The sequence below is a fragment of the Pontivivens ytuae genome, assembly GCF_015679265.1.
Taxonomy (GTDB): Bacteria; Pseudomonadota; Alphaproteobacteria; order Rhodobacterales; family Rhodobacteraceae; genus Pontivivens; species Pontivivens ytuae.
Genome location: NZ_CP064942.1, coordinates 3414497 through 3438742, shown reverse-complemented (window position 1 = coordinate 3438742; position 24246 = coordinate 3414497). Strand labels below are relative to the sequence as shown.

Sequence of the window (24246 nt, the reverse complement as noted above, 5' to 3'; positions counted from 1 at the left end):
GGCGGCAACCGAAGCGGAAGGAGGCACCAGGGGTGGGCCTCCGGCACCGCGACAGGATCGGGAGAGAGACCAGGGGTGGGCTCTCGACCAGATGGCGGCCAGCAGGATCCGGGTGGGATCCGATGCGGCGCCGACACGGGACGGGAGGCCAGGGGTGGGCTCCCAACCGGATACCGGAGCGGAGCCAGGGGTGGATCCGACCGGTCAGATCAGGGGCCGGAGCACCGCGGGGGCGGGCTCCGGCCTCATCTGTTTCGGGGCTCAATTCACCCGCCAAGCCGGACAAGTGCTTGTTTCCGCTCGCCGCCGCTATATAGCCAAGGGCAGACCCAGCGGAGCGCACGATGCGTGACATACCGACCCCTGCCCTGATCCTCGGTTTCGCCGGGTTGCTGCCGTTCCTCGGCGGTGCGGCACTCGTTCTTCTGCCGCCGGGCACCGTGCCGCTCTACGGCTTCTTCATCAGCGAGCCCGAGGGCGGGCGCCTGCTGCTGGAGCGCTACGGCACGATCATCCTGAGCTTCATGGCGGGCTGCCTCTGGGGCTTCGCCTCGCGGCACGGGCGCAAGCCGTCGTGGGTGGAGCTGGGGCTCAGCGTCACACCGCCGCTCGCCATCTTCTTCGGCCTCACGAACGATCCCGCAGCCTCCTGCCTCCTGCTCACCTACGCCTTCGCGGGACTCCTGCTGATCGACAGCCTGTTCGCCAAGCGCACCATCGTGGTCTGGTGGTGGCTGAGCTTGCGCATCCCGCTGACCATCGTCGTCTGCGCCTGCCTCCTGATCGGAGCCTTCGCATGAGCCTGACCGGAGGCTGCCAGTGCGGCGTGGTGCGCTACCGCATTACGGGGGAGCCGCTGGGCTTCGCCCGCTGCCATTGCACCGACTGCCAGAAGCAGAGCGGCTCGGCCTTCGGCCTCTCGCTCTATGTCCGCCTCGACGATATCGAGATCACCGGGGAGCTCGCCGAGTGGCGCAGCCGGGCCGCGAGCGGGAAGGAGGTCATCCGGCGCTTCTGCCCCGTTTGCGGCGTGCGGATCATGCATGTCTCCGCCAGCGGCGCCGACTACGTCTCGATAAAGGGCGGCACGCTCGATCCCGGCCACGGGCTGGAGCCGCAGGCCGAGCTCTGGACCGCCTCCCGCTTGCCCTGGGTGCAGCTGATCGAGGGCGTCCCGCAATGGGAGGGCCAGCCGCCGAGCCACGACGCTCTGCGGCGCAGCTGGGCTGCGTGGCGCTCGGGCCGGACGCTCGCCTTCTACGACACCCACGCCGCCGATTACGCCGACTGGTCGGAGCCGGAGGCGGAACCGCCCCGCCTTGCCGCCTTCCTGGACAAGCTCGCGCCCGGCGCGCGGGTGCTCGATCTCGGCTGCGGCACCGGCTGGGCGGCGGCCAAGATGGGCCAGCGCGGTTTTCGCGTGCGCGCGATGGACGGCAGCCGGGGCCTCGCGGCGCAGGCCAAGCTCCGCCACGGCATCGACGTTGAGATCGCGGAGTTCACCGATTTCAACGAGTTCGAGACGCTGGATGCGATCTGGGCCTTCTTCTCCCTGCTCCACGCGCCCCGCGACCGGATGCCCCGCCACCTGAGCGCGTGTTCTGCGGCCCTCGCGCCCGGCGGGCGGCTCTATCTGGGGCTGAAGGCGGGCACCGGCTCCAGCCGCGACCCGCAGGATCGGCTCTACACCTATTACGATGCCGAGGAGCTGCGCGCTCTCGTTCGCGCCGCGGGCTTCCGCGACATCACGCTTGAGCACGGCGCGGGCAAGAACTACGACGGCAGCCCGACCGAGAACCTCTACCTGGAGGCCCTGCGTGGCTGACTTCTTCGCCTATACCGACGGTGCATGCTCCGGCAATCCGGGGCCGGGCGGCTGGGGCGTCCTGCTCCAGGCCAAGGAGCGCGGGAAGGTCGTCAAGGAGCGGGAGCTCAAGGGCGGCGAGGCGCAGACCACCAACAACCGCATGGAACTGATGGCCGCGATCACGGCGCTGGAGACACTGGGCCGCGCCGCCGACATCACGGTCGTCACCGACTCCGCCTACGTGAAGGACGGACTGACGAAGTGGATCCACGGCTGGAAGCGCAACGGCTGGAAGACCGCGGCCAAGAAGCCCGTGAAGAACGAGGACCTCTGGAAACGCCTCGACGCGGCTCAAGCACGCCACAAGGTGAGCTGGGAATGGGTGAAGGGCCACGCCGGCCACCCGGAAAACGAACGCGCCGACGAACTCGCCCGCGCCGGCATGGCCCCTTACAAGACGAAGTGAGGCAGGGCGGCGCGCAACGCCGGCCCCGCCCGGACCGGCGTTACTCGCCCGCCTCTTCGAGAACCGTGTCGTAGAACGCGCAGATCTCCTCCATCGACGCGCCGGTCTGCATGGCCACGGCCTGCTGCTGCATCTCGGTCGCGAGCTCGGTGGCACGCTGCGGATCGGACGCCGCGATCGTCTGCAGCGCGGTGGCGGCCTGGGTCGCCTTCTCCTGAAGTTCCTCCGGCGTGCAGGCCAGCGCGGATCCTGCGGTCGCAATGGTTGCTGCTGCGGCGAGAGCCAGCATACGGATCATGATCGTCTCCTGTGGAAGATGCACCGGGACCCCCGGTGCATTTTGAAAAATGCCCCGAAACCAATGAGATGACGTGGATCGGGACGTGCCGTGGGTCACACAACCTAAAGGCGAAATCAAGTGACACTTTTGCTTTGGCCCGCCCTGGATCAGGTCTCGGTCCGACGGTGCGGGACGCCACGACTGGCGGAGGTCAGAATGCGTATGCCGTCATGAACAAGTCTCGTCCGGTCACCACGGCGACCGACCCGCAGTAAGGCGTGCAGACCCATCCCGCGCTGCGCGCCAGGTCACCGCGATAGACCACGGCGTCCGCAAACTGAGTGGGGTCGACCCTCGGAAAAAAACCCGCGAACGCGCCGCGATAGAAGGCGGTATCGGATGCGTCGGCGGGCCGAAGGCCAAGGGCGCGGGTAGCTTCGGCCGTTGCCGTATCGGACGACAAGCGGAGGTGCCATTGCGCCTCTTCATCGGAGAATAGGATCGGCCAAGGCGCCGATCGCGTGACGATGGTGTGCGTGATGCCCGTGCCCGACAGCATCTCCGGCACGAGGTTCAGCATCGCCTGTCGCTCATAGATGGCGAAGGCGAGAAACCAGCCGGCGGTGGCCATCGCGAGCACAGCAAAGCCCTGGCGGATTCGTCTTCCAATCATCTGCGGTCCCTGCCTCTTGAGCCCGAACCCTTGCGGCGGCGTGGAAAGGCGTCAAGCTGTGGCTCCCGCCGTGACGCCCGGAGCCACCCTATGACCCTCGTCCAATTTCTCGACTATGTCGCGGTCTTCGTCTTCGCCCTCACGGGCGCGCTGACGGCGAGCCGGGCGCAGCTCGACATCGTGGGGTTCCTGTTCGTGGCGTGCCTCACTGCGGTGGGCGGCGGCACCGTGCGGGACGTTGTCCTGAACCGCGACGCGGTGTTCTGGATCGCCGATCCGGGCTACATCGCGGTAGCTTGCGTGGGCGCGGTCGGGGTGTTCTTCACCGCGCATCTTCTGGAAAGCCGGTTGAAGACCCTGATCTGGCTCGACGCGCTCGCCATGGCCGTCGCGGTGCCGGTGGGGGTGGCGGTCGCGCGGCGCATGGGCTTCGACTGGCCGGTGCTGCTGATGATGGGGGTGGTGACGGCGACACTCGGCGGGCTGGCGCGCGATGTGGTCTGCAACGAGGTGCCGCTGGTGCTGAAGGCCCGCGACCTCTACGCGACGGCGGCGCTCACCGGGGCTGGGGCGAATGTGGCGGCCTTCGCGCTGACCGGGGATGCGATCCTCGCGACGCTCGCTTGCGGCCTCACCTGCTTTGGCTTGCGGGCAGGGTCCATCGCGCTCGGCTGGCAGGCGCCGGTCTACAAGGCGCGACCGCCGCGCCGGTGACGCCTCCGGCGGGCGTATTTGGCGAGAGTGATGCGGGGTCAGCGGCGCCGGTTGCGGCGGCGGTAGGCCGCTTCGGTGGGGATCAGGAACAGCGCACCGGCGGCACCCACGATGGCGTTCACGCCGTGGGAGCCGAAGCTGATCCCGAACATGACCCGCACTACGAACAGCAGGAAGGTCCCGCCCAGCGCGATCACGATCGAGGGCAGAACACCGTTGTGGGTGAGCCCCCACTTCTCCGCGAGATAACCGACGATCCCGGCGAGCACCATCGAGCCGAAGAAGGCAAAGAACATCTCACTCTCCCAACCTGTCGCCCGCGGGCACGGGATGGCCACGCAGGAAATCTGTCGCATCCTGCACGCCGCGCCCCTCCCGCTGCAAGCGGATCAGGCGCAGCGCACCCGTGCCGCAGGCGACGGTGAGCGCGTCGTCTAATGCGCTGCCGGGGGCGCCCTGCCCCGCGACGGGCGTACAGAGGTGGATCTTGAGCCGCGTGGAATCATGGATCGTCCAGGCGCCGGGAAAGGGGGCGAGGCCGCGGATATGCCGGTCGAGTTCCGCCGCGGGCCGGGTCCAGTCGATGCGCGCCTCGGCCTTATCGATCTTGGCGGCGTAGGTGACGCCCTCCTCCGGCTGGGTCTCCGGCGTCAGGTCATCGAGGCGGGCGAGCGCGTCGACGATCAGCCGTGCGCCCATCTCCGACAGGCGGTCGTGGAGCGTGGCGGCCGTGTCCTCCGGCCCGATCGGCTTGGCCTCGCGCAAGAGCACTGGCCCGGTGTCGAGCCCCGCCTCCATCTGCATGATGCACACCCCCGTCTCGGCATCGCCCGCCATGATCGCCCGCTGGATCGGCGCCGCCCCGCGCCAGCGCGGCAGCAGCGAGGCGTGCATGTTGAGGCAACCACGCACGGGCGCGTCGAGCACGGCTTGCGGCAGGATCAGACCGTAGGCCACGACCACCGCGGCGTCGGCATTCAGGGCGGCGAGTGCCGCCTGCTCCGCCTCGCCCTTCAGCGACTTCGGGTGCCGAACCTCCAGCCCCAGTCCCTCCGCCCGCGCGTGGACCGGGGATGGCCGCTCCTTCTTCCCGCGTCCGGCGGGGCGCGGCGGCTGGGTGTAGACGGCGGCGATCTCGTGACCCGCCTCGACCAGCGCGTCGAGCACCGGTACGGAAAAATCCGGCGTTCCCATGAAGATCAGCCGCATGCGCTCTCTCTTCTCCCAATATCCCCGCCGGAGGCGCACGCCCGCCTCAGGCGCGCCGCCGCATCTTCTCGTGTTTCGCCAGCTGCATCCGCCGCTTCACCGGCTTGAGCCGATCGACATAGAGCTTGCCGGCGAGGTGGTCGATCTGGTGCTGCACGCTGGTCGCCCAGAGGTTCACGAAGTCCCGCTCAACCTCCGCCCCGGTCTCGTCGAGATAGGCGACCGTCACCGCCCGCGGCCGCTCGACCACCGCCGAGAGCCCCGGCAGGTTGGGCGAGGCCTCCTCGTGAGCGCGCATCTTCACCGAGGCGTGGAGCACCCGGGGATTGGCCATGCGCACGGGCTCGGACCGGTCGTCGGAGCAGTCGACCACCGCGACCTGCCGCATCTCCCCGATCTGGGGGCCGGCAAGGCCAACGCCGGGCATGGCGTACATCGCGGCCAGCATCTCGTCCCACACGGCGCGCACGCCATCGTCCACGGCCTCGACCGGCGGCACGGCCGTGCGCAGCCGCTTGTCGGGCCACATCAGGAACGGGCGAGGCGCCGTCATGCGGTGGCGCGCGCCTTCTTCAGCTTCTTCATCTTGTTGGTGATCATCGTGCGCTTCACCGAGCCGAGATAGTCGATGAAGAGCCGGCCGTTGAGGTGGTCGAGCTCGTGCTGCGCGCAGGTCGCGTAGAGCGCGTCGAACCGGCCCTCGCGCACCGCGCCGTCGCGGTCGAGCCAGCGCATCTCGACCTCGGCGGGCCGGGTCACCTCGGCATAGATGTCGGGGATCGAGAGGCAGCCCTCCTCATAGACGGCCTCCTCCTCCGACACGCTCAGGATCTCGGGATTGATAAGGACCATCGGCTCGGGCTCCGCATCCTTTTCCGAGCAGTCCATCACGAAGATCCGCTTCATTACGCCGATCTGCGGCCCGGCGAGCCCGATGCCCGGCGCCTCGTACATGGTCTCCAGCATGTCGTCGGCGAGCTTTCGCACCGCATCGTCTACGGTCGCGACGGGATCGGCGACCTTCTTGAGGCGCGGATCGGGGTGGATGAGGATGGGTCTGATCATGCGGGCGATCTAAGCCATCTCTGAAGGGCGAACAAGCGCCCAGCGCTATCGCGCGTAGTCGGGCGGGGGCAGCGGCGCCGGCGCAGGGTTGAGCAGCACCCATCTGACGGCAAGTTCCCCGAAGCGGCGCGTGCTGTCGGATCCGGTCCGAAGGGTCCGGGCCGCTTTGCGGGCCTCGTCCAGTTCCGGCGTCGGCAGCGCCTGACCCGTCGCCAGAAGATGGAGGAACGTCTTCACCATGCGATCATAGTCAGCGTCCCAGTTGATGCCGCCATTCCTGTCGATTTCATCGGCAACGCGGCCCGATATGCGGATGACCTCGCCTTGCACCGTCCGGGCGGGACCGCTGCCCGGCACCAGCATCTGCCACAGCTCCTCGTGCTGGTCGGGCCAGTTCTCCGACGTGACGGTGATGGTCGAGACACCGTCATGGAGCACGCGCCGCGGGACGGGCGGCACATCGAAGAGCCGGTAGAGCGCGTCGAGCGCTGCGCTGTGCTCCTCGACCGTCTCAGGATTGAAGTTGGCGCGGTGGAACTCGAAGGTCTCGCCGATCTTGGTGACGAAACCGCGGGCCCGCTCCGTCGGCTCCGCGCCCGCCTCCAGCAGCACACGGGTCACGGCGACCGTGCGGGGCAGCGTGGCGTTGCTGGCGAATTGCAGGGCCAGCTCCAGCGGCGTGAGACCGTTGCGATTGCGGGCATCCAGCGCCGCGCCATGGGCCAGCAGGACCGCGGCATGATCGGCGAACTGCGCGCCCGCGGCCACGTGCAGGGGCGTGGAGTCCTTCTGGTCGAAGGCATGCACGTCCGCGCCCAGCTCGATCAGCACGGCGATATCCGCCGCCCGGCTGCCCGCGCGCGTGTGCAGCGGTGTCCGGCCCCGGGCATCCCGGCTGCCGAGGTCGGCCCCCTCGCCCACCAGCCAGCGCGTGAACGCGTCGGGACACGTGCCGAAGGCGAGCGCGGTCTGCTTGGACGTACCGCCGACCGCGTCGATCTCCCGATCCTTGAAGACGGCCTTTAGCTCATCGAGATCGCCGCGTGCCAGGATCTCCTCGAAGTCCTTCGGCAGAGTCTTCTTCTTTCGTGCCATCGGAATGTCCCCTTATCGGCCCGAGTACCCCATCGGACCGCCCCCACTCCCCGGCACCACCGTTCGCCCGGACGGGTGCAAGGATACAATTCGCCGCTTGTGTATCACGGCCATCACTCTAGCTTCGCGGGAAATCGAGGAGCATGCCATGTCCGTGAATTTCGACGAGGTCATCGACCGCCGGAACACCCACTCCGTCAAGTGGGACGCCTGTGAGAGCATCTACGGCGTCTCCCCCGATGACGGGATCGCGATGTGGGTGGCGGACATGGACTTCAAGCCGCCACAGGCAGTGAACGCGGCGCTGGCGGACGCGGTCGAGCACGGGATCCACGGCTATTTCGGCAACGACGCGCCCTACAAGGCCGCGATCACCGGCTGGATGCATCGCCGGCATGGCTGGGAGGTCGACCCGGAGTGGATCTCGACGACGCACGGGCTGGTGTCGGGCGTGGGGCTCTGCCTGCAGGCGTTCACGGAGCCGGGCGACGGGATCATGCTCTTCACGCCCGTCTACCACGCGTTCGCGAAGATGATCCACGCGAACGACCGGCGGCTGGTCGAGTGCGAGATGGACATCGAGGACGGGCGCTACGTCATGAGCCTCGACCGCGCGGCTGAGATGGTCGAGGGCGTGCGGATGATCATCCTCTGCTCGCCACACAATCCGGGCGGGCGGGTCTGGTCGGAGGGCGAGCTCAGGGCACTCGGGCAGTTCTGCGCCGATCACGATCTGATCCTGATCAGCGACGAGATCCACCATGACCTCGTTTTCAAGGGGCAGACGCACCACGTGCTCGCCAAGATCATGCCGGAGATCAAGGATCGGCTGGTGACGCTCGCGGCTGCGTCGAAGACCTTCAACCTCGCGGGCGGCATGACCGGCAACGTGATCATCGAGGATGCGGAGCTGCGCCGGCGCTTCCAGAAGGTGCACCTCGCCGCGGGCGCCTCGCCCAACCGCTTCGGCATCCTGATGACGACGGCGGCCTATTCGCAGGGCGAGGACTGGCTGACCGATCTCGTTGAATATATCGACGGCAACCGGCGGATCTTCGAGGACGGGGTGAATGCCATTCCCGGGGTCAACGCGATGGCGCTGGAATCGACCTATCTCTGCTGGGTCGATTTCGCGGGCACGGGCATGACCCGCGAGGAGGTGAACGCCCGCGTGCAGGAGCAGGCGCGCATCGCACCGAACCACGGCCCGACCTTCGGCAAGGGCGGCGAGAGCTGGCTGCGCTTCAACGTCGCCACCCGCCGCGCGCTGGTGGAGGAGGCGGTGGAGCGTTTGCAAACCGCGTTCTCCGACCTGCAGTAGCGGCCCGGCAGCGCCGTCGCTGGCGTATTTGGGGAAAGATGAAGATCAGGGCGCGAAGGCCTCGAAGACCGTGCGGAAGGCGGGCTGCTGCGCCTCGATCCGTCCATCATTGGTGGCGAGGATGAGGGCGCGGTCCGTGCCGGGCCAGAAGGCGGCGATGGCGTACCAGAAGGTGTTCGAGCCGTCGTGGACCAGCGCGCCGCTCTCGTGCACGACCCAGCCCATGGCGTAGTCGTCGCCCTCGGGCGGGATGTGCAGCCAGTCCCAGAGGGCGGGCGGCAGGTAATCCGGGTCGCGGTCGAGATGGGCGCGCAGATAGGTCATCAGGTCCGGCCCGCTCATGTGGAGCCGACCCGCAGGGTTGAGTACCGGCGGGTTGTCGGCACCGGCGCCCTGCCCCGCCGGGCGAACCCCGAAGAGCCCGCCGCGGTGACCCTCGATGGCGGGCGGCGGGCCGAAACCGGCCGAGGTGAGGCCGAGCGGGGTCAGGATCTCGTCGCGCAGCAAAGTTTCGTAAGGGGTGCCGGTCAGGCGCTCCATCATCAACGCAGCAAGGACATAGCCCGCGTTGGAGTAGAGGAACTCACCCCGCGGGCCGCGCTCCTTGCCGAGGATCACGGTGGCGTATCGCTGCCGGTCGGCGACCGGGTCCCGCTCCGCATCGATGCCCTGCAGCCGCAGGGCGGTCAGGAAGCCGACATTGGCGGGCAGGCCAGAGCGGTGGCTCAGCAGTTCAGCTAGCATCACGTCGGCATAGGCGTCGGGTGCGTCCGGCAGCGCGGCGCTGAGCGGCGTGTCGGCCGACAGGCGGCCATCGGCGATCAGGCGCGCGGCGAGCGTCGCCGTGGCGCTCTTGGTGATCGAGCCGAGATGCCAGGCGTCGCCCTCCTCGACCGGTGCATCGGTGCCGAGGCGGCGGCTGCCTGCGACATGCTCGACCACCTCCGATCCGTCGAAGGTCACGATCATCGCGCCGGGCGCACCGGTCTCAGCGAGGAAGGCGTCGATGTCCTGGGCGTGGAGCGGCATGGCGAGGAGGGCCAGAAGGGGGGCGAGGCGCATTGTCGGGATATGGGGATGGAGGGTGGCTGGCGCGAGTGGCTGGGGGCGTAGGGGCTGTCGGCAGCCTAAGCCTGTTCGGGGCGGTCCCGGCTCGGGGGCCGGGACGGTGGTGTTCTTTGAGGGCACTCCAGGCCCTCGCCCCTACTCCACCTCGTGGCGGAAGTGTTTCAGCGTTAGGCGGATGGGGTTCGGCGCCGCCTGGCCCAGCCCGCAGATAGAGGCGTCGGCCATGAGGGTCGACAGCTCCTCCAGCAGGCCCGCATCCCAGTGCTCGGCCTGCATCAACTTCACCGCTTTCTCGCAACCGACGCGGCAAGGGGTGCACTGACCGCAGCTTTCATCCTCGAAGAAGCGCAGCATGTTGAGGGCTGCGTCGCGCGCGCGGTCCCGCTCGGAGAGCACCACCACGGCCGCCGAGCCAATGAAGGTGCCGTGCTCCTGCAACGTGTCGAAATCGAGCGGAATGTCGTCCATAGAGGCGGGCAGCAGGCCGGAGGACGGGCCGCCGGGCTGGTAGGCGTAGAAGGTCTCGCCCGCGGCCATGCCGCCTGCGAGTTCAATCAGTTGCGCGATCGTCTGCCCGGCCGGCACCTCGTAGACCCCCGGATTGCGCACGCGTCCCGAAACGGAATAGGCCCGCATCCCGCGCCGCCCGTTCACGCCGTGGTCGCCGAAGACGCCCGGCCCCTCGCGGCAGATGCGGGCGATCCAGTGCAGCGTCTCGACATTGTGGACGAGGGTCGGGCGGTCGAAGAGACCGACCTCTGCCACATAGGGCGGGCGGTGCCGTGGGAGGCCGCGCTTGCCCTCGATACTCTCGATCATCGCGCTTTCCTCGCCGCAGATATAGGCGCCCGCGCCACGGCGCAGGTCGATATATCCAGGGGCGACGAGGCCCGCCTGCTCAAGTGCCGCGATCTCGCGCCGCAGGATCTCCAGCACGGCCGGGTACTCGTCGCGCATGTAGATGAAGCAGGTCTCGGCCTCGACGGCCCAGGCGGCGATCAGCATCCCTTCGAGGAAGCTGTGCGGCGTCCGCTCCAGCACGTAGCGATCCTTGAAGGTGCCCGGCTCGCCCTCATCGCCGTTCACCGCGAGGTAGCGCGGGCCCTCGTAGCCGCAGACAAAGGACCACTTGCGACCCGACGGGAAGCCCGCCCCGCCCATGCCGCGCAGGCCGGAGGAGAGTACGTCATCCTGCACCGCGTCGGGCGTCTTCGCCCCGCCGCGCAGGGCGATGAGCGTGTCGTAGCCGCCCGCGGCGCGATAGGTGTCGAAACGCTCGTAGTCCGGGATCACCGGATGGGTTTCGCCTGCGGCGATGGCCGCCTGCACCTTCTCTGGCGTTGCGTGGTCAATATGATGGTGGCCCAGCTCCAGCACCGGCGCGGTGTCGCAGCGGCCCATGCAGGGGGCGCGCAGGACGCGGACCTCCGCCGGGTCGAGCCCGTCCTCCAGCGCGGCCTTCAGCGCCTGCGCCCCGGCGAGCTCGCAAGCGAGCGAGTCGCAGACCCGGATCGTCAGCGCGGGGGGCGGGGTCTCCCCCTCCTTCACCACGTCGAAATGAGCGTAGAAGGTCGCGACCTCGTAGACCTCCGCCTGGGAGAGCCGCATCTCCTCGGCCAACGCACGCAGGTGGGCAGCGGAGAGGTGGCCGTGCGCATCCTGGATGAGATGCAGGAACTCGATCAGCAGGTCGCGCCGCCGCGGCCGGTCGCCGAGCAGCGCCTGCACCTCGGCCAGCGCCGCGTCGTCGTACTGGCGGCCCTTGGGCGTCGCGCGCCCCTTGCCCTTGCCCGATTTCCAGATGCCCTTGCGCTCGTCCAACGCCATGTCGTCTCCTCGTGTTGGCGCCAGATTAGGGCCCTGCCCGACCGCCCGACAGCGCAAAAGCGGCAGGCAAACCCTGCCGACGCGACATCACGGTTTCCGAAAGACGACAATCGGGGCGGGACGCGGGCGTCCGCACTCCCTATGTACCTCTTGAGGCTGACAGGCGAGGACTACCGAATGCTGAGACCCGCGGTGCTGCTGATCGGCGGCCTGAGTGCCGCTGCGGCCGGTGCGGAGGATGCGCCGCGGCACATTCCGCTCGACGAGTGGCGTACGCTGGTGGACGGTCGGGTGCTGCATTACGAGGCGGACGGCCGCTATGTCGGCCGCGAATACTACCTCCCCGGTTCCAACCGCGCCCGGTTCGAAAGCGCGGACGGCACCTGCGGCGACGGCGTCTGGACCTATCTGGAGGAGAGCCGCGCCTACTGCTTCCGCTGGCCCTGGGACACGTTCTGCTTTCACCACCTCGAACGGGCGGACGGATCCCTCGCCATTTCCACGGTCACACCTGCGGGAGACCCGGTTCCGTCCACACCTCAGGACATCGTATCCATCACCAAAGACGTCTTCATTTGCGGCACGGAGAATCTGAGCTGATGCGCGCCTTCCTTATCTTGATCACACTGGCGCTGCCGGCGCTCGCCCTTGCGCAGGACAAGATCCGGCAGATCCCGCCCGACGAGTGGGAGGAGATGACCGAGGGCCGCACGGTCTACTACTATATCGGTCAGGAGTATTTCGGGCGGGAGTACTACCTGCCCGGCAGCAACGCGGTGCGGTTCGAGCATGTGAGCGGCCAGTGCCTCGAAGGGGTCTGGACCCACCTGGAGGAGAGCTTCGCCTATTGCTACCGCTGGCCGGGCGACACGCCGTGCTTCCTGCATTTCGAGGAGGGCGGTGAGACGCTGATCCAGCCGGTCACGCCGACGGGCGAGCCCACCGGATCGTCGCTGCAACGGGTCGAGCGGATCGAGGTGGCCCCCTTCACCTGCGGCCCGGCGGTGACGAGCTGATGCGGGCGCTGATCCTCGCAGGCCTCGTCGCCCTGCCCGCCGCCGCGCAGGAGGGCAAGGACATTCCGCGGGAGGAGTGGATGGAGCGGGTGCTCGGCAACTCGATCCACTACTCGATCGACGGCAACTACATTGGCCGCGAGTTCTGGCTGCCCGACGGCCGCTCCGTCCGCTACCAGACGCCGGACGGCTTCTGCCAGGACGGGCGCTGGACCGAGTTCGAGGGCACCTACTGCTTCGCCTGGCCCGGCTCCATCGTCTGCGCCCGGCATGTGGAAGAGGCGGACGGCACGCTCTCCTTCCCGCCGGTGGATTCCGGCGGCCAGCCGCTCGACGAAGCGGTCCAGCAGGGCGAGATCGTCGAGGGCGGCTTTACCTGCGAGCCGGGGCTGACGAGCTGATGCGGGCATTCCTTCTGCTCGCCGCCCTGCCCTTGGCGGCGCAGGCGCAGACGGTACCGCCCGACGAGTGGACCGCCGCCGTCAACGGCAACACTGCGGTCTACTTCGATGAGGGCCGCGTCGTCCGGCGGGAATACTGGCTCGGCAGCGTCTTCGGCTTTTCCCTGCGAATGCAGGACCATACGGGCGAATGCTACGACGGGATCGCCCTTGTCGAGAACGAGATGGTCTGCATCGCATGGCCTGCACGGGACGGCGAGGTGTGCCAGGTGTCGGAGCAGGGCGAGCACGGGCTCTTCACCGTCCACTCTTACAACTTCGTCGGCGATCCGCTCGACACGCCGCCCCTGCAGATGGAGATCGTCCCCGGCGACGTGGCCTGCGGGATGGAGCAGGTCGGTTGACCGGCCTCGAGACCCCGCCCGGGTCGGAGCGGAGCGCGGGGCTGGCGGTCGAGCTCGACGAGGCCCTCGCGGCCCGCGTGAACCACGTGCCGCGCACTCACCACTTGCGGCCCGATGGCAGCCCGCGCTTCGTGAACCGGCTGATCCGCGAGGCCTCGCCCTATCTCATTCAGCACGCCCATAACCCGGTGGACTGGCGGCCCTGGGGTGAGGAGGCGCTGGCGGAGGCCGCCGCCCTCGACCGGCCCGTCTTCCTCTCCGTCGGCTACGCCACCTGCCACTGGTGCCACGTGATGGAGGAGGAGAGCTTCGACGATCTGGAGGTGGCCGCGGTTCTGAACGCCTCCTTCGTCCCAGTGAAGCTCGACCGGGAGCAGCGGCCCGATGTCGACCAGGCCTATATCCTCGCGACGATGCTGCAACACCGCCACGCGGGCTGGCCGAACTCGGTCTGGCTGATGCCGGACGGGCGGCCGTTTCACACCGGGACCTACTTCCCGAAACCGCAATTCGTGCAGGTCCTCGGCGCGATTGCGCAGGGCTGGCAGGGGGGCCAGCGCGACCAGTTCGAGGGCGTCGCGGGCCAACTCGCCGACGCGATGCGGCGCATCCCGGCCCAAAGCGCGCCGCCCGCGGAGCTGACGGAGGCGCCCACCCGCGCCGTCGCCGACCTCGTCCGGCTCTTCAACGCGGAGCATGGCGGCTTCTCCCAAGGCACCCAGTTCCCGCAGGAGGGCAACCTCCTGTTCCTGATGGACCACTGGCGGCGGACGGGGGATGCCGCAGCGCGCGATGCGGCACTCACCTCGCTGATCCACATGGCCGCGGGCGGGCTGCACGATCATGTGGGCGGCGGCTTCCACCGCTACACGGTGGACGTGAATTGGCGCACCCCGCACTTCGAGAAGATGCTCTACAATCAGGCGCTTCTAATGCGATGTTACACCGAGGCCTGGCAGATCGCGGGCCGCCCCGACTTCGCCCGCGCCGTCGCCCGCTGCGCCGACTACGTGCTGCGCGACATGACCGCGCCCGACGGCGCGTTCTACTCGGCGGAGGATGCGGACAGCCTCGATGTCACGGGCAAGCAGGAGGAAGGCGCCTTCTACGTCTGGCCGCCGGAGGAGGTGGAGGACGACTGGCTGCGCGACACGCTCAACCTGCATGCCGCACCGACGCTGGAGGCTGGGCCGGTGGCGCATCTGACGCCCGGCGCGGCGGTAGATTTCGATCGGCTGGACACGGGGCTCGAAGCGCTGCGCCTGCGCCGCGACGCCCGCCCCCGCCCGCTGCGCGACGACAAGGTCATCGGCGGCTGGAACGGGCTGATGATCCGGGCGTTGGCCGAGGCGGGCGCGGCCTTCGCGCGCCCCGAGTGGACCGAAGCCGCGGCGCGCGCCTTCGACGCCGTGATGACCCGGCTCGGCCCGATCGAGGAGATGGCACGGCTCGACCTCGACGGCACGCGGCGGGAGGCGGCGAACCTCTCCGATCTCGCCTGGCTCGGCCTCGCAGCTCTGTCGCTGGGCCGAATCGACGAGGCCGCGCAGATGGCCGACGCCGCCCTCGCCCGGTTCTCGACCGACGGGCGGCTGGCGCTGACCCTCGACGGCCCCCTCGGCCCGGTGCTGGAGACGGAGGACGGCGCGGTACCGTCGGGCGAGTCCTCCGCGCTGGAGCTCCTCGCCCTGCTCGACGCGGCCGCCCCCGATCCGGAACGGCGGGCAAAGGCGGAGGCGCTGGTCACCGCCCTGTCCGGCCGCCTCGCGGAGATGCCAGTGGCCCGGCTGGAGGCCCTGCGCGCCAGCCGCATCCTCACCGACGGCGCGGCGGGCTGGCACCGGCGCATCGGTCCGGTGCAGCTGATCCTGCGCCGCACCCAGGACGACTTCACCCTCGACCTGCACATCGCCGAGGGCTGGCACCTGACGGCGGGCGCGCATCGCGCCGACCGTCGCCCCCTGACGCTCGACGGCGCCGACATCGACTGGCCCGAGCCCACCTCGGGTCCCGACGGCCCCGTCTGGCAGAACACCCTCACCCTGCCCTTGCGCCCCGCGGGCGATACCCTCACCGTGTCGTGGCAGCCCTGCGCCGACACGCACTGCCTGCTGCCCGTGACCGTGGAGTTCCGATGGCCCTGATCCGCCTGCTCATCCTTGCCTGCCTCGCGCTGCCTGCCGCCGCACAGGAGCGGCTGACGCCGGACCAGTTCCTCGACCTCGCCGTGGGCAAGACGCTGACCTTCCAGACCTATCCCGGCGGCATGCTGGTGGGGGTGGAGCAGTTCCTGAGCCGGGAGCAGAGCCGCTGGGCCCGCGCCGATGGCTCCTGCGTGATCGGGGAGATCTTCATCGACGGCCCCGCGCTCTGCTTTGCCTATCCCGACGATCCGCGCGACCATTGCTGGTGGCCGCTGCGCGTGGACGACCGGCTCTTCGTCCGCTTCGCCGATCTCAGTTCGCCCAGCACGCAGGAGATCACCAAGATCACGGAGAACCCGGTGATCTGCGAGGAAGTGCCCTCGGTATGAGGTGGCTCGCCCTCGTGCTCGCCCTGCCCGCAGCGGCGGAGGAGCGGATCGTGCCGCCTGCCGAGTTCGACGCGCTGTCGATCGGCGAGACCTGGATCTTCGAGCAGGACGGGCAATGGGCGGGATCCGAGCAGTACCGGCCGGGCGGACAGGTGATCTGGCAGTACACCGACGGAAGCTGCGCGCGGGGTGTCTGGGTGGCCGAGGGCGATGCGCTCTGCTTCTCCTACGAAAACCGGGACGACGTGCAGTGCTGGTTCTTCATCGAGGATGATCGCGGCTACGTCGCGCGCCCCGAAGGTGCGGACGGGCCGGAACGGGATCTGCGTCTCGTGTTCCGCTCGCCAACACCGCTGCAATGCGAGGGCGAGGTGCCGTCGGTCTGAGGACTTAGAAGAGCTGGCCCTGCTCCGGCGCGGGTGTCTTGGCCTTGCGCTTCTTCGGACGGGCGGCACCCTCGCCCTCCACCCGGGCGGCGACGTGGCGCTCCCCGGCGAAGGCGATGTCGAGCGGGGTGCCGGGCGGCAGCTCGGTGGTGGGACCGACGAGGGTGCCGTCGCTGCGCACCACCGCGTAGCCGCGTTCGAGGGTCCGGTGGTAGCTCAGCGTCTCCAGTGTCCGGGAGAGAGCGGAAAGGTTGCGCTGGCGGTCCGGGAGCGCGCGGGCCGCGGCGCGGCCGAGCCGCGCTTCCACGCCCTGCAACTCGCGCGACGCGGTGCGCAGGCGATTGGCGACCGGCACCGGTGAGGGACGCAGGGCGCCAAGGCGATCCCTTGCCCGCTCCACCCGGTGGGCCAAAGCCCGGCCCAGCGACTGCGCCCGCAGCTCCGCGCGCAGGCCGCCAAGACGCGCGGCGAGGCGCGCGGGGTCGAGCGCGCGGGTGATTTCGGAGAGGGCCAGCCGTTTCCGGTCCGCCCCACTCGACAAGGCCAGCGGCAACCGGTCCCCCAGCGCATCGAGCCGTTGGGAGCGGTCGGCGAGCAGCGCTTGCGGCCGCGGCAGCCCGCGAACGAGCCCGCGCAGCCGCTCACCGCGTTCGCGCAGCAGGCGGGCGAGCGCGCGGACGCGCCGATCCTCGTAGCCCGCAAGCGTGGACAGAAGCTCCGCCCGCACCGGCACCGCCATCTCGGCCGCCGCAGTCGGTGTCGGCGCGCGGCGGTCGGCAGCGAGGTCGATCAGCGTTGTGTCGGTCTCATGCCCCACAGCGGAGATCAGGGGGATCTCGCTCTCGGCCGCCGCACGGACCACGACTTCCTCGTTGAAGCCCCACAAGTCCTCCAACGAACCGCCGCCCCGCGCGACGATCAGCAGGTCGGGCCGCGGCACCGGGCCGTCCGGCGGCAGCGCGTTGAAGCCCCGGATCGCGGCGGCCACCTCGGGTGCGCATTTCTCGCCCTGCACGGCGACGGGCCAGACCAGCACCTCCCGCGGGAAGCGGTCGCGCAGGCGGTGGAGGATGTCGCGGATCACCGCGCCCGAAGGCGAGGTCACCACCCCGATGACCTTCGGCAGTGGCGGCAGGGGCCGCTTGCGTTCGGCGGCGAACAGCCCCTCGGCGGCCAGCGCCGCCTTGCGCTTTTCCAGCATCGCCATCAGCGCGCCGACGCCCGCAGGCGCCACATGCTCGATCACGAGCTGATAGCGGGACTGCCCGGCGAAGGTGGTCAGGCGGCCGGTGGCCACGACCTCCATGCCCTCCTCCGGCTGGGTGCGCAGGCCGGAGGCCACGCCCTTCCAGATCACGGCGGCGAGGACGGCGCGGTCGTCCTTGAGGTCGAGATAGACGTGCCCGGAGCGCGGGCGCGATACGCGCCCCACCTCGCCGCGCACCCGGACGTGGCCGAAGCCGCCCTCGATGGCGCGTTTCACCGCCTGGCTGAGATCGGAAACGGACAGCGCCGGGGCGTTTTCCCCCGGCGCGTCACCATCGTCGAATAGCTCACTCATGGGTGAGAGAGTAGCGGGCGGGGCGGCTCACGAAAAGCCGCCCTGCGCGATCATTGGGTCGGAACCGCCTCGTCGATGAGGTCTTCGAGCTCACCGTCTTCCTCCTGCTCGGAGGGAAGCTCGCCGGTTTCGGCATCGGGCATCTCGGACTGCTCCTGAACGGCCTGCTCGGCCTCTTCCTGAGCCTCCTGGATCGCCTCCGGGATCTCGACCTCGCCACCGCCGACCTGCGGCGCGGAGCCTTCGAACTGATCACCCGCGAGGTACTCGAAGAACTCGCTGTCGGGCGTGATCACCATGGTGGAGTTCTCGCCCTGCAGCGCCCGCTCGTAGGCCGCGAGGGAGCGGTAGAAGGCGAAGAATTCCGGATCCTGGCCAAAGGCTTCGGCGAAGATCGCGTTCCGCTGGGCGTCGGCCTCACCGCGAACGATCTCGCTGTCACGCTGCGCTTCGGAGCGGATTTCGACCGCGGTCCGGTCGGCCAGCGAGCGCACGCGCAGTGCAGCCTCCTGACCCCGGGCGCGCTCGTCCTCCGCCTCGCGCAGACGCTCGGCCCGCATCCGGTTGAAGGTTTCTTCCAGGTTCTGCTCCGGCAGATCGGCGCGCTTGATCCGGACGTCGACCACTTCGATGCCGAGCTCGGAGGTCTCGTCTGCCGCGCGGTCGCGGATCTGGTTCATCAGCGCCACCCGGTCGGCGGAGAGCACGGTGTTCGACGTCACCGAACCCAGAACCTCCCGCAGGGCGGAGTTCAGAACCGTCTCCAGCCGCTGCTGACCGGCGAGCACGGCGAAGTCGCCGCTCGCACCCGTCCGCTCGCGGAACCGGACCACGTCCGAGATCCGCCAGCGCGCGAACGCATCCACGACCAGGCGGCGATCATCGAGCGGCGTGACCTCGAGCGGTTCGGTGTCGAGGCTGAGGATCCGGTCGTCGTAGTACGCGACCGTCTGGATAATCGGGATCTTGAAGCCGATGCCCGGATCGGGCCGCACGTCGCGAATCTGACCGAACTGGAGCACGAGCGCGCGCTGCCGCTCGTCCACCACGTAGATCGAGGATAGGAGGGCGATGACCAGAAGCAGGAGACCGCCGAGAAAGACCATCATACGGTTCATTGCGTGTTCCCCCGGCGCAGTTCATTGAGCGGCAGGTACGGAACGACCCCCTGCCCGCCATTGCCGCCTTCGGAGACAGCCTGGTCGATGATGATCTTGTCCACGTCGCCCAGCACCCGCTCCAGCGTCTCGATGTAGAGACGGCGGCGGGTCACTTCCTCGGCCCCGCGATACTCGCTGAGGACGCTGACGAAGCGCGCGGCCTCACCGGTCGCCTCGTTGATGACCTGGGCGCGGTAGGCTTCGGCCTGCTGGAGGAGCTGCGCCGCCTCACCGCGGGCCTCTGCGAGCGCCCGGTTGGCGTAGGCGTCGGCCTGGTTCTGGGCGGTCTGACGCTCCTGCTCGGCCGCCTGAACGTCGCGGAACGCGTCGATCACGTCCGTCGGCGGGTCGGCGCGGTCGAAGTTGAGACGCACGATGTTCACGCCGGAATTGTAGCTGTCGAGCGTGCCCTGGATCAGGTCCTCCACTTCCGCGGCGATCAGACCACGGTCGCGGTTCAGGATCGGTGCGAGCTCGGAGCGAGAGATGACCTCGCGCATCGCGGATTCGGACACCGCCTCGATCGTCTCCTCGGGCTGGCGCAGGTTGAAGAGGAAGGCGCCGGGATCGGCGATGTTCCACACGATCTCGAAGTCGATATCTACGATATTCTCGTCGCCGGTCAGCATCAGCCCCTCGTCGGCGCGGCCCGCACGGCCGCCGGTGCCCACGTTGACGGTCCGTTCCTGCGTCACTTCGACGATCTCGTGCGTGACGATCGGCCACGGCGCGAAGTTCAGGCCCGGCTGCCCGGTGGAGGAGAACTGCCCGAGCGTGAGCTCCACCGACTGCTGCGAGGGCTGCACGGTGTAGATCGAGGCAAAGCCCCACACCACGACCAGCGCGCCTGCGCCGATCAGCCAGGCGCCCTTGCCGATGCCGCCGTTGCCCGAGCCGCCGCCACCGCCGCCGGTGCCGCCGCGTCCGCCCATCAGGACGCGCAGGCGCTCCTGGCCCTTGCGGACGATCTCGTCGATGTCGGGAACCTGCCCGCCGCCACCGCCGCCCGGGCGCTGGGGACCGCCGGGACGGTTGCCACCGCCCCACGGATTGCGGTCGCCTCCATCATTACCGCTCCCCCGGTTTCCACCCCGGTCGCCGCCCCCACCCCAGGGGCCGCCGGAATTGTTGTTGTAGGGCATCGCCTGTCCTGTCTGTTTCCAGTTGTCTGACGGTGAAGTGTATACTCCCCCCGCCGTTTCAAGTTAGCGGATCGGCTTCTTGAGCGTCACGAGCTCTTCCGCCGCAGTCGGATGCACCGCGACGGTCCGATCGAAGTCGGCTTTTGTCGCGCCCATCTTGATCGCAACGCCGGCCATCTGGATCATCTCTCCCGCGGCCTCGCCAACGATATGGCAGCCGAGCACCTTGTCGGTGTCGCGGGACACGATGAGCTTCATCAGCATCCGCTCCTCCCGCCCCGCGATGACATGGGCCATCGAGCGGAACGTGGTGCAGTAGACGTCGATCGGACCGGTGTTGCGGGCCTGATCCTCGGTCATGCCGACCTGCCCGATCTCGGGCTGGGTAAAGACCGCCGTGGGCACGAGGTCGTAATCGGGCTGCGTCGGGTTGTCGTGATAGACGGTGCGGGCGAAGGCCTGCCCCTCGCGGATCGCGACCGGCGTCAGCGCCAGGCGGTCGGTTACGTCGCCCACGGCATAGATCGAGGGCACCGATGTCTGGGAGAACTCGTTCACCGCAATCGCGCCGTTATGCGACAGCTCGATGTCCAGCGCCTCCAGCCCCAGGCCGTAGCTGTTCGGGTCGCGCCCCGTTGCGTAGAGCACCTCGTCGAATTCCATGGTCATGTCGCCTTCGAGGTGCAGCTTCACGCCCTCGTTCGTGCGCTCGACCTCTTCCACATCGCAGTTCGTGTGGATCGTGATGCCCTTCTTCTCCATCTCGTGCGCCACGTGGTCGCGGACCTCGCGGTCAAAGCCGCGCAGGATCTGCTCGGAGCGGTAGAAGAGGTCCACCTTGGTGCCGAGCCCGTTCATGATGCCCGCGAACTCGCAGGCGATGTAGCCGCCGCCCACGATGGCGAGGCGCTCGGGCTGGTGCTCGATCAGGAACATGTCGTTGGAGGTGAGGGCGTGCTCCTTGCCCGGAATGTCCGGGATGAAGGGCCGCGCGCCGGTGGCGACGAGAATACGCTCCGCCGTCACGCTCTGCCCGTCGATCGTCACCTCGTTCGGCCCGGTGACGGTCGCGCGTGCGTCGAAGGTGCGCGCACCGGCATTGGCGAGGTTGCGGCGGTAGATCTGTTCCAGCCGGTCGAGCTCCTTGTGGATGCCCTTCTGCAGCTTCAGCCAGTCGAAGCGCGGCGGCTCCGCGACCTCCCAGCCGTAGCCTTCGGCGTCGTGGAACTCCTCGGAGAACTTGGAGGCGTAGACCATCAGCTTCTTCGGCACGCAGCCGCGGATGACGCAGGTCCCGCCATAGCGGTACTCCTCCGCGATCGCGACCTTCGCCCCGGCCTCCGCCGCGACCCGCGCGGCCCGCACGCCGCCGGAGCCACCGCCGATCACGAACAGATCGAAGTCGAAGTCGCTCATGGTGCCGTTCCTTGTGATGGGTCTTGTTCTTGGCGTGCGGGCGGCAAACTAGGACCGCAGCGCGCGAGGCTCAACCGGCAAGCACGGTGACGTGAGAGCGCAGGCTCATACCTTCTGTTCGTCGACGAGGTTCATCAGGAAGGCAAGCTCGTCGATATCGTCGAGGATCGGGGCGGGCTGCATCGCGCCCCCGTCGCTCATCTGGTGCACCTCGCCGGAGGAGTAGCCGACCATCACCTGGTCCGCGACGCCGAGGAAGAGACCGTTCTCCACCACGCCCGCCACCTGGTTGAGGAGCGGCGAGAGGCGGTGCGGGTCGCCGATCTGGCGCAGGTGCAGATCGAGGATGTAGTTGCCCTCGTCCGTGCGGAACATCTCCTGCCCCGCATAGCGCGGCGTGACCGCGTGGCCGCCCACCAAGATCTGTTCCAGCAGCTCCTCGATGATCGCCTTCGTCGCCTTCCAGCCGAAGGGGATGACCTCCACCGGCAGCGGGAAGGCGCCCAGATGCGGCACCAGCTTGGAGTCGTCGGTGATGACCACCATCCGGTCGGACGCGGTGGCCACGATCTTCTCCTGCAGATGCGCGCCGCCGCCGCCCTTGATGAGGTTCAGCGCGGGGTCGACCTCGTCCGCGCCATCCACCGTCAGGTCCAGCCAGCCGGCCTCGTCGAGGTCCATGACCTCGATCCCGACCTTGCGCGCCAGATCCGCGGTGCGCGACGACGTCGCCACGCCCACCACGTCGATCCCCTCGACCCGGATCCGCTCCCCCAGCAGCCGCACGAACCAGTTCGCGGTAGAGCCGGTGCCGAGGCCCAGCTTCATTCCGCTTTCGACGAGGCTGAGCGCCCCGCGGGCGGCGATGAACTTGGCACGGTCGGCGGGCGAAAGGGGATCACGCATGGGACATCTCCGGCAGGCGGTATCGCCGCGTTATAGCAGCGTGTGCCGCGGGTGCGAGGAGTTTCAGCGCCGCGCGGCGCTGGCGAGCGCGATCGCGGCGCGGATCGCCTCCGCATCGCCCACATGGTTCATCAGCGTGAGCACGAGGCGGGCGTTGAGCGCGGCGCTTTCCTCCGCGCTCAGCCCCTCATGGGCGGCGAGCAGTTCGGCATAGAGGTCGTCGGCCTCGGCTCCGAGATTCGGGCTCGTCTCCAGCGTCATGCCCGCCCCATGGCGCGGTCGAGTGCCGTGCGGATATCGGCCGGGGTCGGCCCGTCCCAGCTCGCGGCGATGTGCTGGTCGGGCCGGATCAGGAAGACGCCGGGGCCGTAGCGGTTGAGCATGGTCTCGCCGGTGGCCTCGACCACCTCCAGTCCCATGGGGTCGTCCACCCCACGCTCCACCGCCAGCAGTACGAAGCGCCCACCGAGCCGGTCGAGCAGCCAGCCGTTGCCGATGGGCGCATCCGGGCACGGATCGCCGACGCGCACCGGCCCCGCCCGCTCCTCCCCCGGCAGGAGGCCCGCGAGCGTACAGGGCCGCGACAGACGGCCGGAATTGATGAGCGGGCGCGCGAAGGCGTGGTCGCGGGCGAGGTCCAGCACCGCATCGCGGAACAGGCCCGACGCGGCGTTGGGCGGCGACAGGAAGTTCGTGGCGCGCGTCGAATTCAGGATGTTCTCGTCCGCGCCGTGCCGCCGCTCGATATCGTAGGTCGCGACCAGCTCCGGCGTCGCCTCGCCCTTGATGACGGCGGCGAGCTTCCAGCCCAGATTGTCGACGTCATGGATGCCGCCATTGCCGCCCCGCGCGCCGAACGGGCTGACGACATGGGCGCTGTCGCCGACGAAGACGACGCGGTCATGCACGAACTTCTCCAGCCGCCGGCACTGGAAGGTGTAGACGCTCACCCAGTCGAGCTCAAAGGGCCTGCCGCCCACCGCCTTCTCGATGCGGGGGATCACGTTCTCCGGCTTCTTCTCTTCCTCCGGATCCGCGTCCCAGCCCAGTTGCAGGTCGATGCGGTAGATGTTGTCGGGCTGCTTGTGCAGCAGCGCGGTTTGCCCGCCGTGGAAGGGCGGGTTGAACCAGAACCAGCGTTCGGAGGGGAAGTCGGCCTCCATCACGATATCCGCGATCAGGAACCGCTCCTCGAACACGCGCCCTGCGAAGTCGAGGCCCAGCATCCCGCGCACCGGACTCCGCGCCCCGTCGCAAGCGATCAGCCAGTCGGCGGTGAGGGTATACGGACCGTCGGGCGTCTCCACCTCTATCTCCACACCTTCGGTCCCGTTCGTCACCGAGGCCACGCGGTTCTTGAAGCGCAGGTCGATGAGGTCGGGGAAGTCGTGGCAGCGTTCGACCAGATACTGCTCCACATAATACTGCCCGAGATTGATGAAGGCGGGCATCTTGTGCCCCTCCTCCGGCAGAAGGTCGAAGGAGAACACCTCCTCCTCCCCGTCGAAGAGGCGGCCGACCTGCCAGGTCACGCCCTTCTCAACCATCCGCTCCCCGACGCCGAGCCGGTCGAAGATCTCCAGCGTCCGTTTCGCCCAGCAGATCGCGCGCGACCCGACGGAGACGACGTCGTTGTCGTCGAGCAGCACGGAGCGCACGCCCTGTGTCGCCAGATCCACCGCCATAGCGAGCCCGATCGGCCCCGCGCCGACGATCACCACCGGATGCGTCGGCTCCGTCGCGTCGAGACCGGGAGCGCGGCGATAGGGGAAGGGTTTGTAGTCGAAGGGCATGGC

At 68.9% G+C, this 24246-nt stretch carries 28 protein-coding genes; 12 read left to right on the top strand and 16 right to left on the bottom strand.

Features of this window, described 5'->3' with window-relative positions:
- Positions 1–344: 344 nt before the first annotated feature.
- Genes I0K15_RS17110 through rnhA form a run of 3 tightly spaced genes read left to right on the top strand, consistent with a single transcriptional unit; the run spans position 345 to position 2273 of the window.
- Positions 345–800: a DUF3429 domain-containing protein gene (locus tag I0K15_RS17110; RefSeq protein ID WP_196102693.1), complete on the top strand. Its 456-nt coding sequence runs from the start codon at positions 345–347 to the stop codon at positions 798–800.
- On the top strand, positions 797–1825 hold the full coding sequence (locus I0K15_RS17105; protein WP_196102692.1) for a GFA family protein: 1029 nt from the start codon (positions 797–799) through the stop codon (positions 1823–1825). Before I0K15_RS17110 ends, I0K15_RS17105 begins: the two co-directional genes overlap by 4 nt.
- On the top strand, positions 1818–2273 hold the full coding sequence (gene rnhA / locus I0K15_RS17100; protein WP_196102691.1) for a ribonuclease HI: 456 nt from the start codon (positions 1818–1820) through the stop codon (positions 2271–2273). Before I0K15_RS17105 ends, rnhA begins: the two co-directional genes overlap by 8 nt.
- Before the next feature lie 40 nt (positions 2274–2313).
- Here rnhA and I0K15_RS17095 read toward each other — a convergent pair whose 3' ends face one another.
- Together I0K15_RS17095 and I0K15_RS17090 are read right to left on the bottom strand one after the other, a co-directional pair.
- Positions 2314–2571: a hypothetical protein gene (locus tag I0K15_RS17095; protein ID WP_196102690.1), complete on the bottom strand. Its 258-nt coding sequence runs from the start codon at positions 2569–2571 to the stop codon at positions 2314–2316.
- Between the two features lie 193 nt (positions 2572–2764).
- Positions 2765–3184 (bottom strand): hypothetical protein, encoded by a 420-nt coding sequence (locus I0K15_RS17090; RefSeq protein WP_230374166.1) that lies wholly within the window; start codon positions 3182–3184, stop codon positions 2765–2767.
- A 132-nt stretch (positions 3185–3316) separates the two neighbouring features.
- Between I0K15_RS17090 and I0K15_RS17085 the strand changes: the two genes are divergently transcribed.
- On the top strand, positions 3317–3940 hold the full coding sequence (locus tag I0K15_RS17085; protein WP_196102688.1) for a trimeric intracellular cation channel family protein: 624 nt from the start codon (positions 3317–3319) through the stop codon (positions 3938–3940).
- A 38-nt stretch (positions 3941–3978) separates the two neighbouring features.
- Here the strand turns inward: I0K15_RS17085 and I0K15_RS17080 are convergent, their stop codons facing one another.
- The 5 genes from I0K15_RS17080 to I0K15_RS17060 are packed head-to-tail and all read right to left on the bottom strand — an operon-like array spanning position 3979 to position 7309.
- Positions 3979–4236: a hypothetical protein gene (locus I0K15_RS17080; protein WP_196102687.1), complete on the bottom strand. Its 258-nt coding sequence runs from the start codon at positions 4234–4236 to the stop codon at positions 3979–3981.
- Position 4237: 1 nt separating this feature from the next.
- The gene (fmt, locus tag I0K15_RS17075; protein WP_196102686.1) at positions 4238–5149 is read right to left on the bottom strand and encodes a methionyl-tRNA formyltransferase; all 912 of its coding nucleotides are present in this window, start codon (positions 5147–5149) and stop codon (positions 4238–4240) included.
- Between the two features lie 46 nt (positions 5150–5195).
- Positions 5196–5702, bottom strand: a complete 507-nt coding sequence (gene def / locus I0K15_RS17070; protein ID WP_196102685.1) for a peptide deformylase — start codon at positions 5700–5702, stop codon at positions 5196–5198.
- Positions 5699–6214, bottom strand: coding sequence for a peptide deformylase (gene def / locus I0K15_RS17065; RefSeq protein WP_196102684.1), 516 nt, complete (start codon positions 6212–6214; stop codon positions 5699–5701). Before def (I0K15_RS17065) ends, def (I0K15_RS17070) begins: the two co-directional genes overlap by 4 nt.
- 45 nt (positions 6215–6259) lie before the next feature.
- Positions 6260–7309 carry an ankyrin repeat domain-containing protein gene (locus tag I0K15_RS17060; protein WP_196102683.1) on the bottom strand — a complete coding sequence of 350 codons (1050 nt, stop codon included), beginning with the start codon at positions 7307–7309 and terminating at the stop codon, positions 6260–6262.
- A 154-nt stretch (positions 7310–7463) separates the two neighbouring features.
- On the opposite strand from I0K15_RS17060, the gene I0K15_RS17055 reads away from it, so the two are divergent.
- Positions 7464–8630, top strand: coding sequence for a MalY/PatB family protein (locus I0K15_RS17055; RefSeq protein ID WP_196105510.1), 1167 nt, complete (start codon positions 7464–7466; stop codon positions 8628–8630).
- Between the two features lie 45 nt (positions 8631–8675).
- Here the strand turns inward: I0K15_RS17055 and I0K15_RS17050 are convergent, their stop codons facing one another.
- The gene (locus I0K15_RS17050) at positions 8676–9692 is read right to left on the bottom strand and encodes a serine hydrolase domain-containing protein (RefSeq protein WP_196102682.1); all 1017 of its coding nucleotides are present in this window, start codon (positions 9690–9692) and stop codon (positions 8676–8678) included.
- A 141-nt stretch (positions 9693–9833) separates the two neighbouring features.
- Complete coding sequence (locus tag I0K15_RS17045; protein WP_196102681.1) at positions 9834–11525, bottom strand: NAD(P)H-dependent oxidoreductase subunit E; 1692 nt, start codon at positions 11523–11525, stop codon at positions 9834–9836.
- 177 nt (positions 11526–11702) lie between these two features.
- Between I0K15_RS17045 and I0K15_RS17040 the strand changes: the two genes are divergently transcribed.
- The 7 genes from I0K15_RS17040 to I0K15_RS17010 are packed head-to-tail and all read left to right on the top strand — an operon-like array spanning position 11703 to position 16265.
- Positions 11703–12125 carry a hypothetical protein gene (locus tag I0K15_RS17040; protein WP_196102680.1) on the top strand — a complete coding sequence of 141 codons (423 nt, stop codon included), beginning with the start codon at positions 11703–11705 and terminating at the stop codon, positions 12123–12125.
- Entirely contained in the window at positions 12125–12541 is a 417-nt protein-coding gene (locus I0K15_RS17035; protein ID WP_196102679.1) for a hypothetical protein, read from the top strand. Before I0K15_RS17040 ends, I0K15_RS17035 begins: the two co-directional genes overlap by 1 nt.
- Positions 12541–12942: a hypothetical protein gene (locus I0K15_RS17030; protein ID WP_196102678.1), complete on the top strand. Its 402-nt coding sequence runs from the start codon at positions 12541–12543 to the stop codon at positions 12940–12942. The genes I0K15_RS17035 and I0K15_RS17030 overlap by 1 nt, the downstream gene beginning before the upstream one ends.
- Positions 12942–13346 (top strand): hypothetical protein, encoded by a 405-nt coding sequence (locus tag I0K15_RS17025; protein WP_196102677.1) that lies wholly within the window; start codon positions 12942–12944, stop codon positions 13344–13346. The genes I0K15_RS17030 and I0K15_RS17025 overlap by 1 nt, the downstream gene beginning before the upstream one ends.
- Entirely contained in the window at positions 13343–15490 is a 2148-nt protein-coding gene (locus I0K15_RS17020; protein WP_196102676.1) for a thioredoxin domain-containing protein, read from the top strand. Before I0K15_RS17025 ends, I0K15_RS17020 begins: the two co-directional genes overlap by 4 nt.
- Positions 15481–15879 (top strand): hypothetical protein, encoded by a 399-nt coding sequence (locus I0K15_RS17015; protein WP_196102675.1) that lies wholly within the window; start codon positions 15481–15483, stop codon positions 15877–15879. The genes I0K15_RS17020 and I0K15_RS17015 overlap by 10 nt, the downstream gene beginning before the upstream one ends.
- Positions 15876–16265 (top strand): hypothetical protein, encoded by a 390-nt coding sequence (locus tag I0K15_RS17010; protein WP_196102674.1) that lies wholly within the window; start codon positions 15876–15878, stop codon positions 16263–16265. The genes I0K15_RS17015 and I0K15_RS17010 overlap by 4 nt, the downstream gene beginning before the upstream one ends.
- A 4-nt stretch (positions 16266–16269) precedes the next feature.
- Here the strand turns inward: I0K15_RS17010 and xseA are convergent, their stop codons facing one another.
- The 7 genes from xseA to I0K15_RS16975 all read right to left on the bottom strand — a co-directional run bounded on the left by xseA (position 16270) and on the right by I0K15_RS16975 (position 24243).
- The gene (xseA, locus tag I0K15_RS17005; RefSeq protein WP_196102673.1) at positions 16270–17826 is read right to left on the bottom strand and encodes an exodeoxyribonuclease VII large subunit; all 1557 of its coding nucleotides are present in this window, start codon (positions 17824–17826) and stop codon (positions 16270–16272) included.
- A gap of 50 nt (positions 17827–17876) precedes the next feature.
- Positions 17877–18944 carry a protease modulator HflC gene (hflC, locus tag I0K15_RS17000; RefSeq protein WP_230374165.1) on the bottom strand — a complete coding sequence of 356 codons (1068 nt, stop codon included), beginning with the start codon at positions 18942–18944 and terminating at the stop codon, positions 17877–17879.
- The gene (gene hflK, locus I0K15_RS16995) at positions 18941–20128 is read right to left on the bottom strand and encodes an FtsH protease activity modulator HflK (RefSeq protein WP_196102672.1); all 1188 of its coding nucleotides are present in this window, start codon (positions 20126–20128) and stop codon (positions 18941–18943) included. Before hflK ends, hflC begins: the two co-directional genes overlap by 4 nt.
- A 63-nt stretch (positions 20129–20191) precedes the next feature.
- Positions 20192–21544: a glutathione-disulfide reductase gene (gene gor, locus I0K15_RS16990; protein ID WP_196102671.1), complete on the bottom strand. Its 1353-nt coding sequence runs from the start codon at positions 21542–21544 to the stop codon at positions 20192–20194.
- Between the two features lie 105 nt (positions 21545–21649).
- Positions 21650–22450 carry a ribose-5-phosphate isomerase RpiA gene (gene rpiA / locus I0K15_RS16985; protein WP_196102670.1) on the bottom strand — a complete coding sequence of 267 codons (801 nt, stop codon included), beginning with the start codon at positions 22448–22450 and terminating at the stop codon, positions 21650–21652.
- Positions 22451–22513: 63 nt separating this feature from the next.
- Entirely contained in the window at positions 22514–22711 is a 198-nt protein-coding gene (locus tag I0K15_RS16980) for a DUF2783 domain-containing protein (protein ID WP_196102669.1), read from the bottom strand.
- On the bottom strand, positions 22708–24243 hold the full coding sequence (locus I0K15_RS16975) for an FAD-dependent oxidoreductase (protein ID WP_196102668.1): 1536 nt from the start codon (positions 24241–24243) through the stop codon (positions 22708–22710). The genes I0K15_RS16980 and I0K15_RS16975 overlap by 4 nt, the downstream gene beginning before the upstream one ends.
- Positions 24244–24246 lie beyond the last annotated feature (3 nt).

Bases quoted from the DNA above. Each gene is read 5' to 3' on its own strand.
- I0K15_RS17025 (WP_196102677.1), top strand. From the start codon at position 12,942: ATGCGGGCATTCCTTCTGCTCGCCGCCCTGCCCTTGGCGGCGCAGGCG.
- I0K15_RS17090 (WP_230374166.1), bottom strand. From the start codon at position 3,184: ATGGCCACCGCCGGCTGGTTTCTCGCCTTCGCCATCTATGAGCGACAG.
- I0K15_RS17095 (WP_196102690.1), bottom strand. From the start codon at position 2,571: ATGATCCGTATGCTGGCTCTCGCCGCAGCAGCAACCATTGCGACCGCA.
- xseA (WP_196102673.1), bottom strand. From the start codon at position 17,826: ATGAGTGAGCTATTCGACGATGGTGACGCGCCGGGGGAAAACGCCCCG.
- I0K15_RS16975 (WP_196102668.1), bottom strand. From the start codon at position 24,243: ATGCCCTTCGACTACAAACCCTTCCCCTATCGCCGCGCTCCCGGTCTC.
- I0K15_RS17085 (WP_196102688.1), top strand. From the start codon at position 3,317: ATGACCCTCGTCCAATTTCTCGACTATGTCGCGGTCTTCGTCTTCGCC.
- I0K15_RS17060 (WP_196102683.1), bottom strand. From the start codon at position 7,309: ATGGCACGAAAGAAGAAGACTCTGCCGAAGGACTTCGAGGAGATCCTG.
- I0K15_RS17080 (WP_196102687.1), bottom strand. From the start codon at position 4,236: ATGTTCTTTGCCTTCTTCGGCTCGATGGTGCTCGCCGGGATCGTCGGT.
- rpiA (WP_196102670.1), bottom strand. From the start codon at position 22,450: ATGCGTGATCCCCTTTCGCCCGCCGACCGTGCCAAGTTCATCGCCGCC.
- I0K15_RS16980 (WP_196102669.1), bottom strand. From the start codon at position 22,711: ATGACGCTGGAGACGAGCCCGAATCTCGGAGCCGAGGCCGACGACCTC.
- I0K15_RS17050 (WP_196102682.1), bottom strand. From the start codon at position 9,692: ATGCGCCTCGCCCCCCTTCTGGCCCTCCTCGCCATGCCGCTCCACGCC.
- I0K15_RS17105 (WP_196102692.1), top strand. From the start codon at position 797: ATGAGCCTGACCGGAGGCTGCCAGTGCGGCGTGGTGCGCTACCGCATT.
- fmt (WP_196102686.1), bottom strand. From the start codon at position 5,149: ATGCGGCTGATCTTCATGGGAACGCCGGATTTTTCCGTACCGGTGCTC.
- def (WP_196102684.1), bottom strand. From the start codon at position 6,214: ATGATCAGACCCATCCTCATCCACCCCGATCCGCGCCTCAAGAAGGTC.
- I0K15_RS17030 (WP_196102678.1), top strand. From the start codon at position 12,541: ATGCGGGCGCTGATCCTCGCAGGCCTCGTCGCCCTGCCCGCCGCCGCG.
- hflK (WP_196102672.1), bottom strand. From the start codon at position 20,128: ATGCCCTACAACAACAATTCCGGCGGCCCCTGGGGTGGGGGCGGCGAC.
- I0K15_RS17035 (WP_196102679.1), top strand. From the start codon at position 12,125: ATGCGCGCCTTCCTTATCTTGATCACACTGGCGCTGCCGGCGCTCGCC.
- I0K15_RS17015 (WP_196102675.1), top strand. From the start codon at position 15,481: ATGGCCCTGATCCGCCTGCTCATCCTTGCCTGCCTCGCGCTGCCTGCC.
- gor (WP_196102671.1), bottom strand. From the start codon at position 21,544: ATGAGCGACTTCGACTTCGATCTGTTCGTGATCGGCGGTGGCTCCGGC.
- I0K15_RS17010 (WP_196102674.1), top strand. From the start codon at position 15,876: ATGAGGTGGCTCGCCCTCGTGCTCGCCCTGCCCGCAGCGGCGGAGGAG.
- hflC (WP_230374165.1), bottom strand. From the start codon at position 18,944: ATGAACCGTATGATGGTCTTTCTCGGCGGTCTCCTGCTTCTGGTCATC.
- I0K15_RS17110 (WP_196102693.1), top strand. From the start codon at position 345: ATGCGTGACATACCGACCCCTGCCCTGATCCTCGGTTTCGCCGGGTTG.
- I0K15_RS17045 (WP_196102681.1), bottom strand. From the start codon at position 11,525: ATGGCGTTGGACGAGCGCAAGGGCATCTGGAAATCGGGCAAGGGCAAG.
- I0K15_RS17040 (WP_196102680.1), top strand. From the start codon at position 11,703: ATGCTGAGACCCGCGGTGCTGCTGATCGGCGGCCTGAGTGCCGCTGCG.
- def (WP_196102685.1), bottom strand. From the start codon at position 5,702: ATGACGGCGCCTCGCCCGTTCCTGATGTGGCCCGACAAGCGGCTGCGC.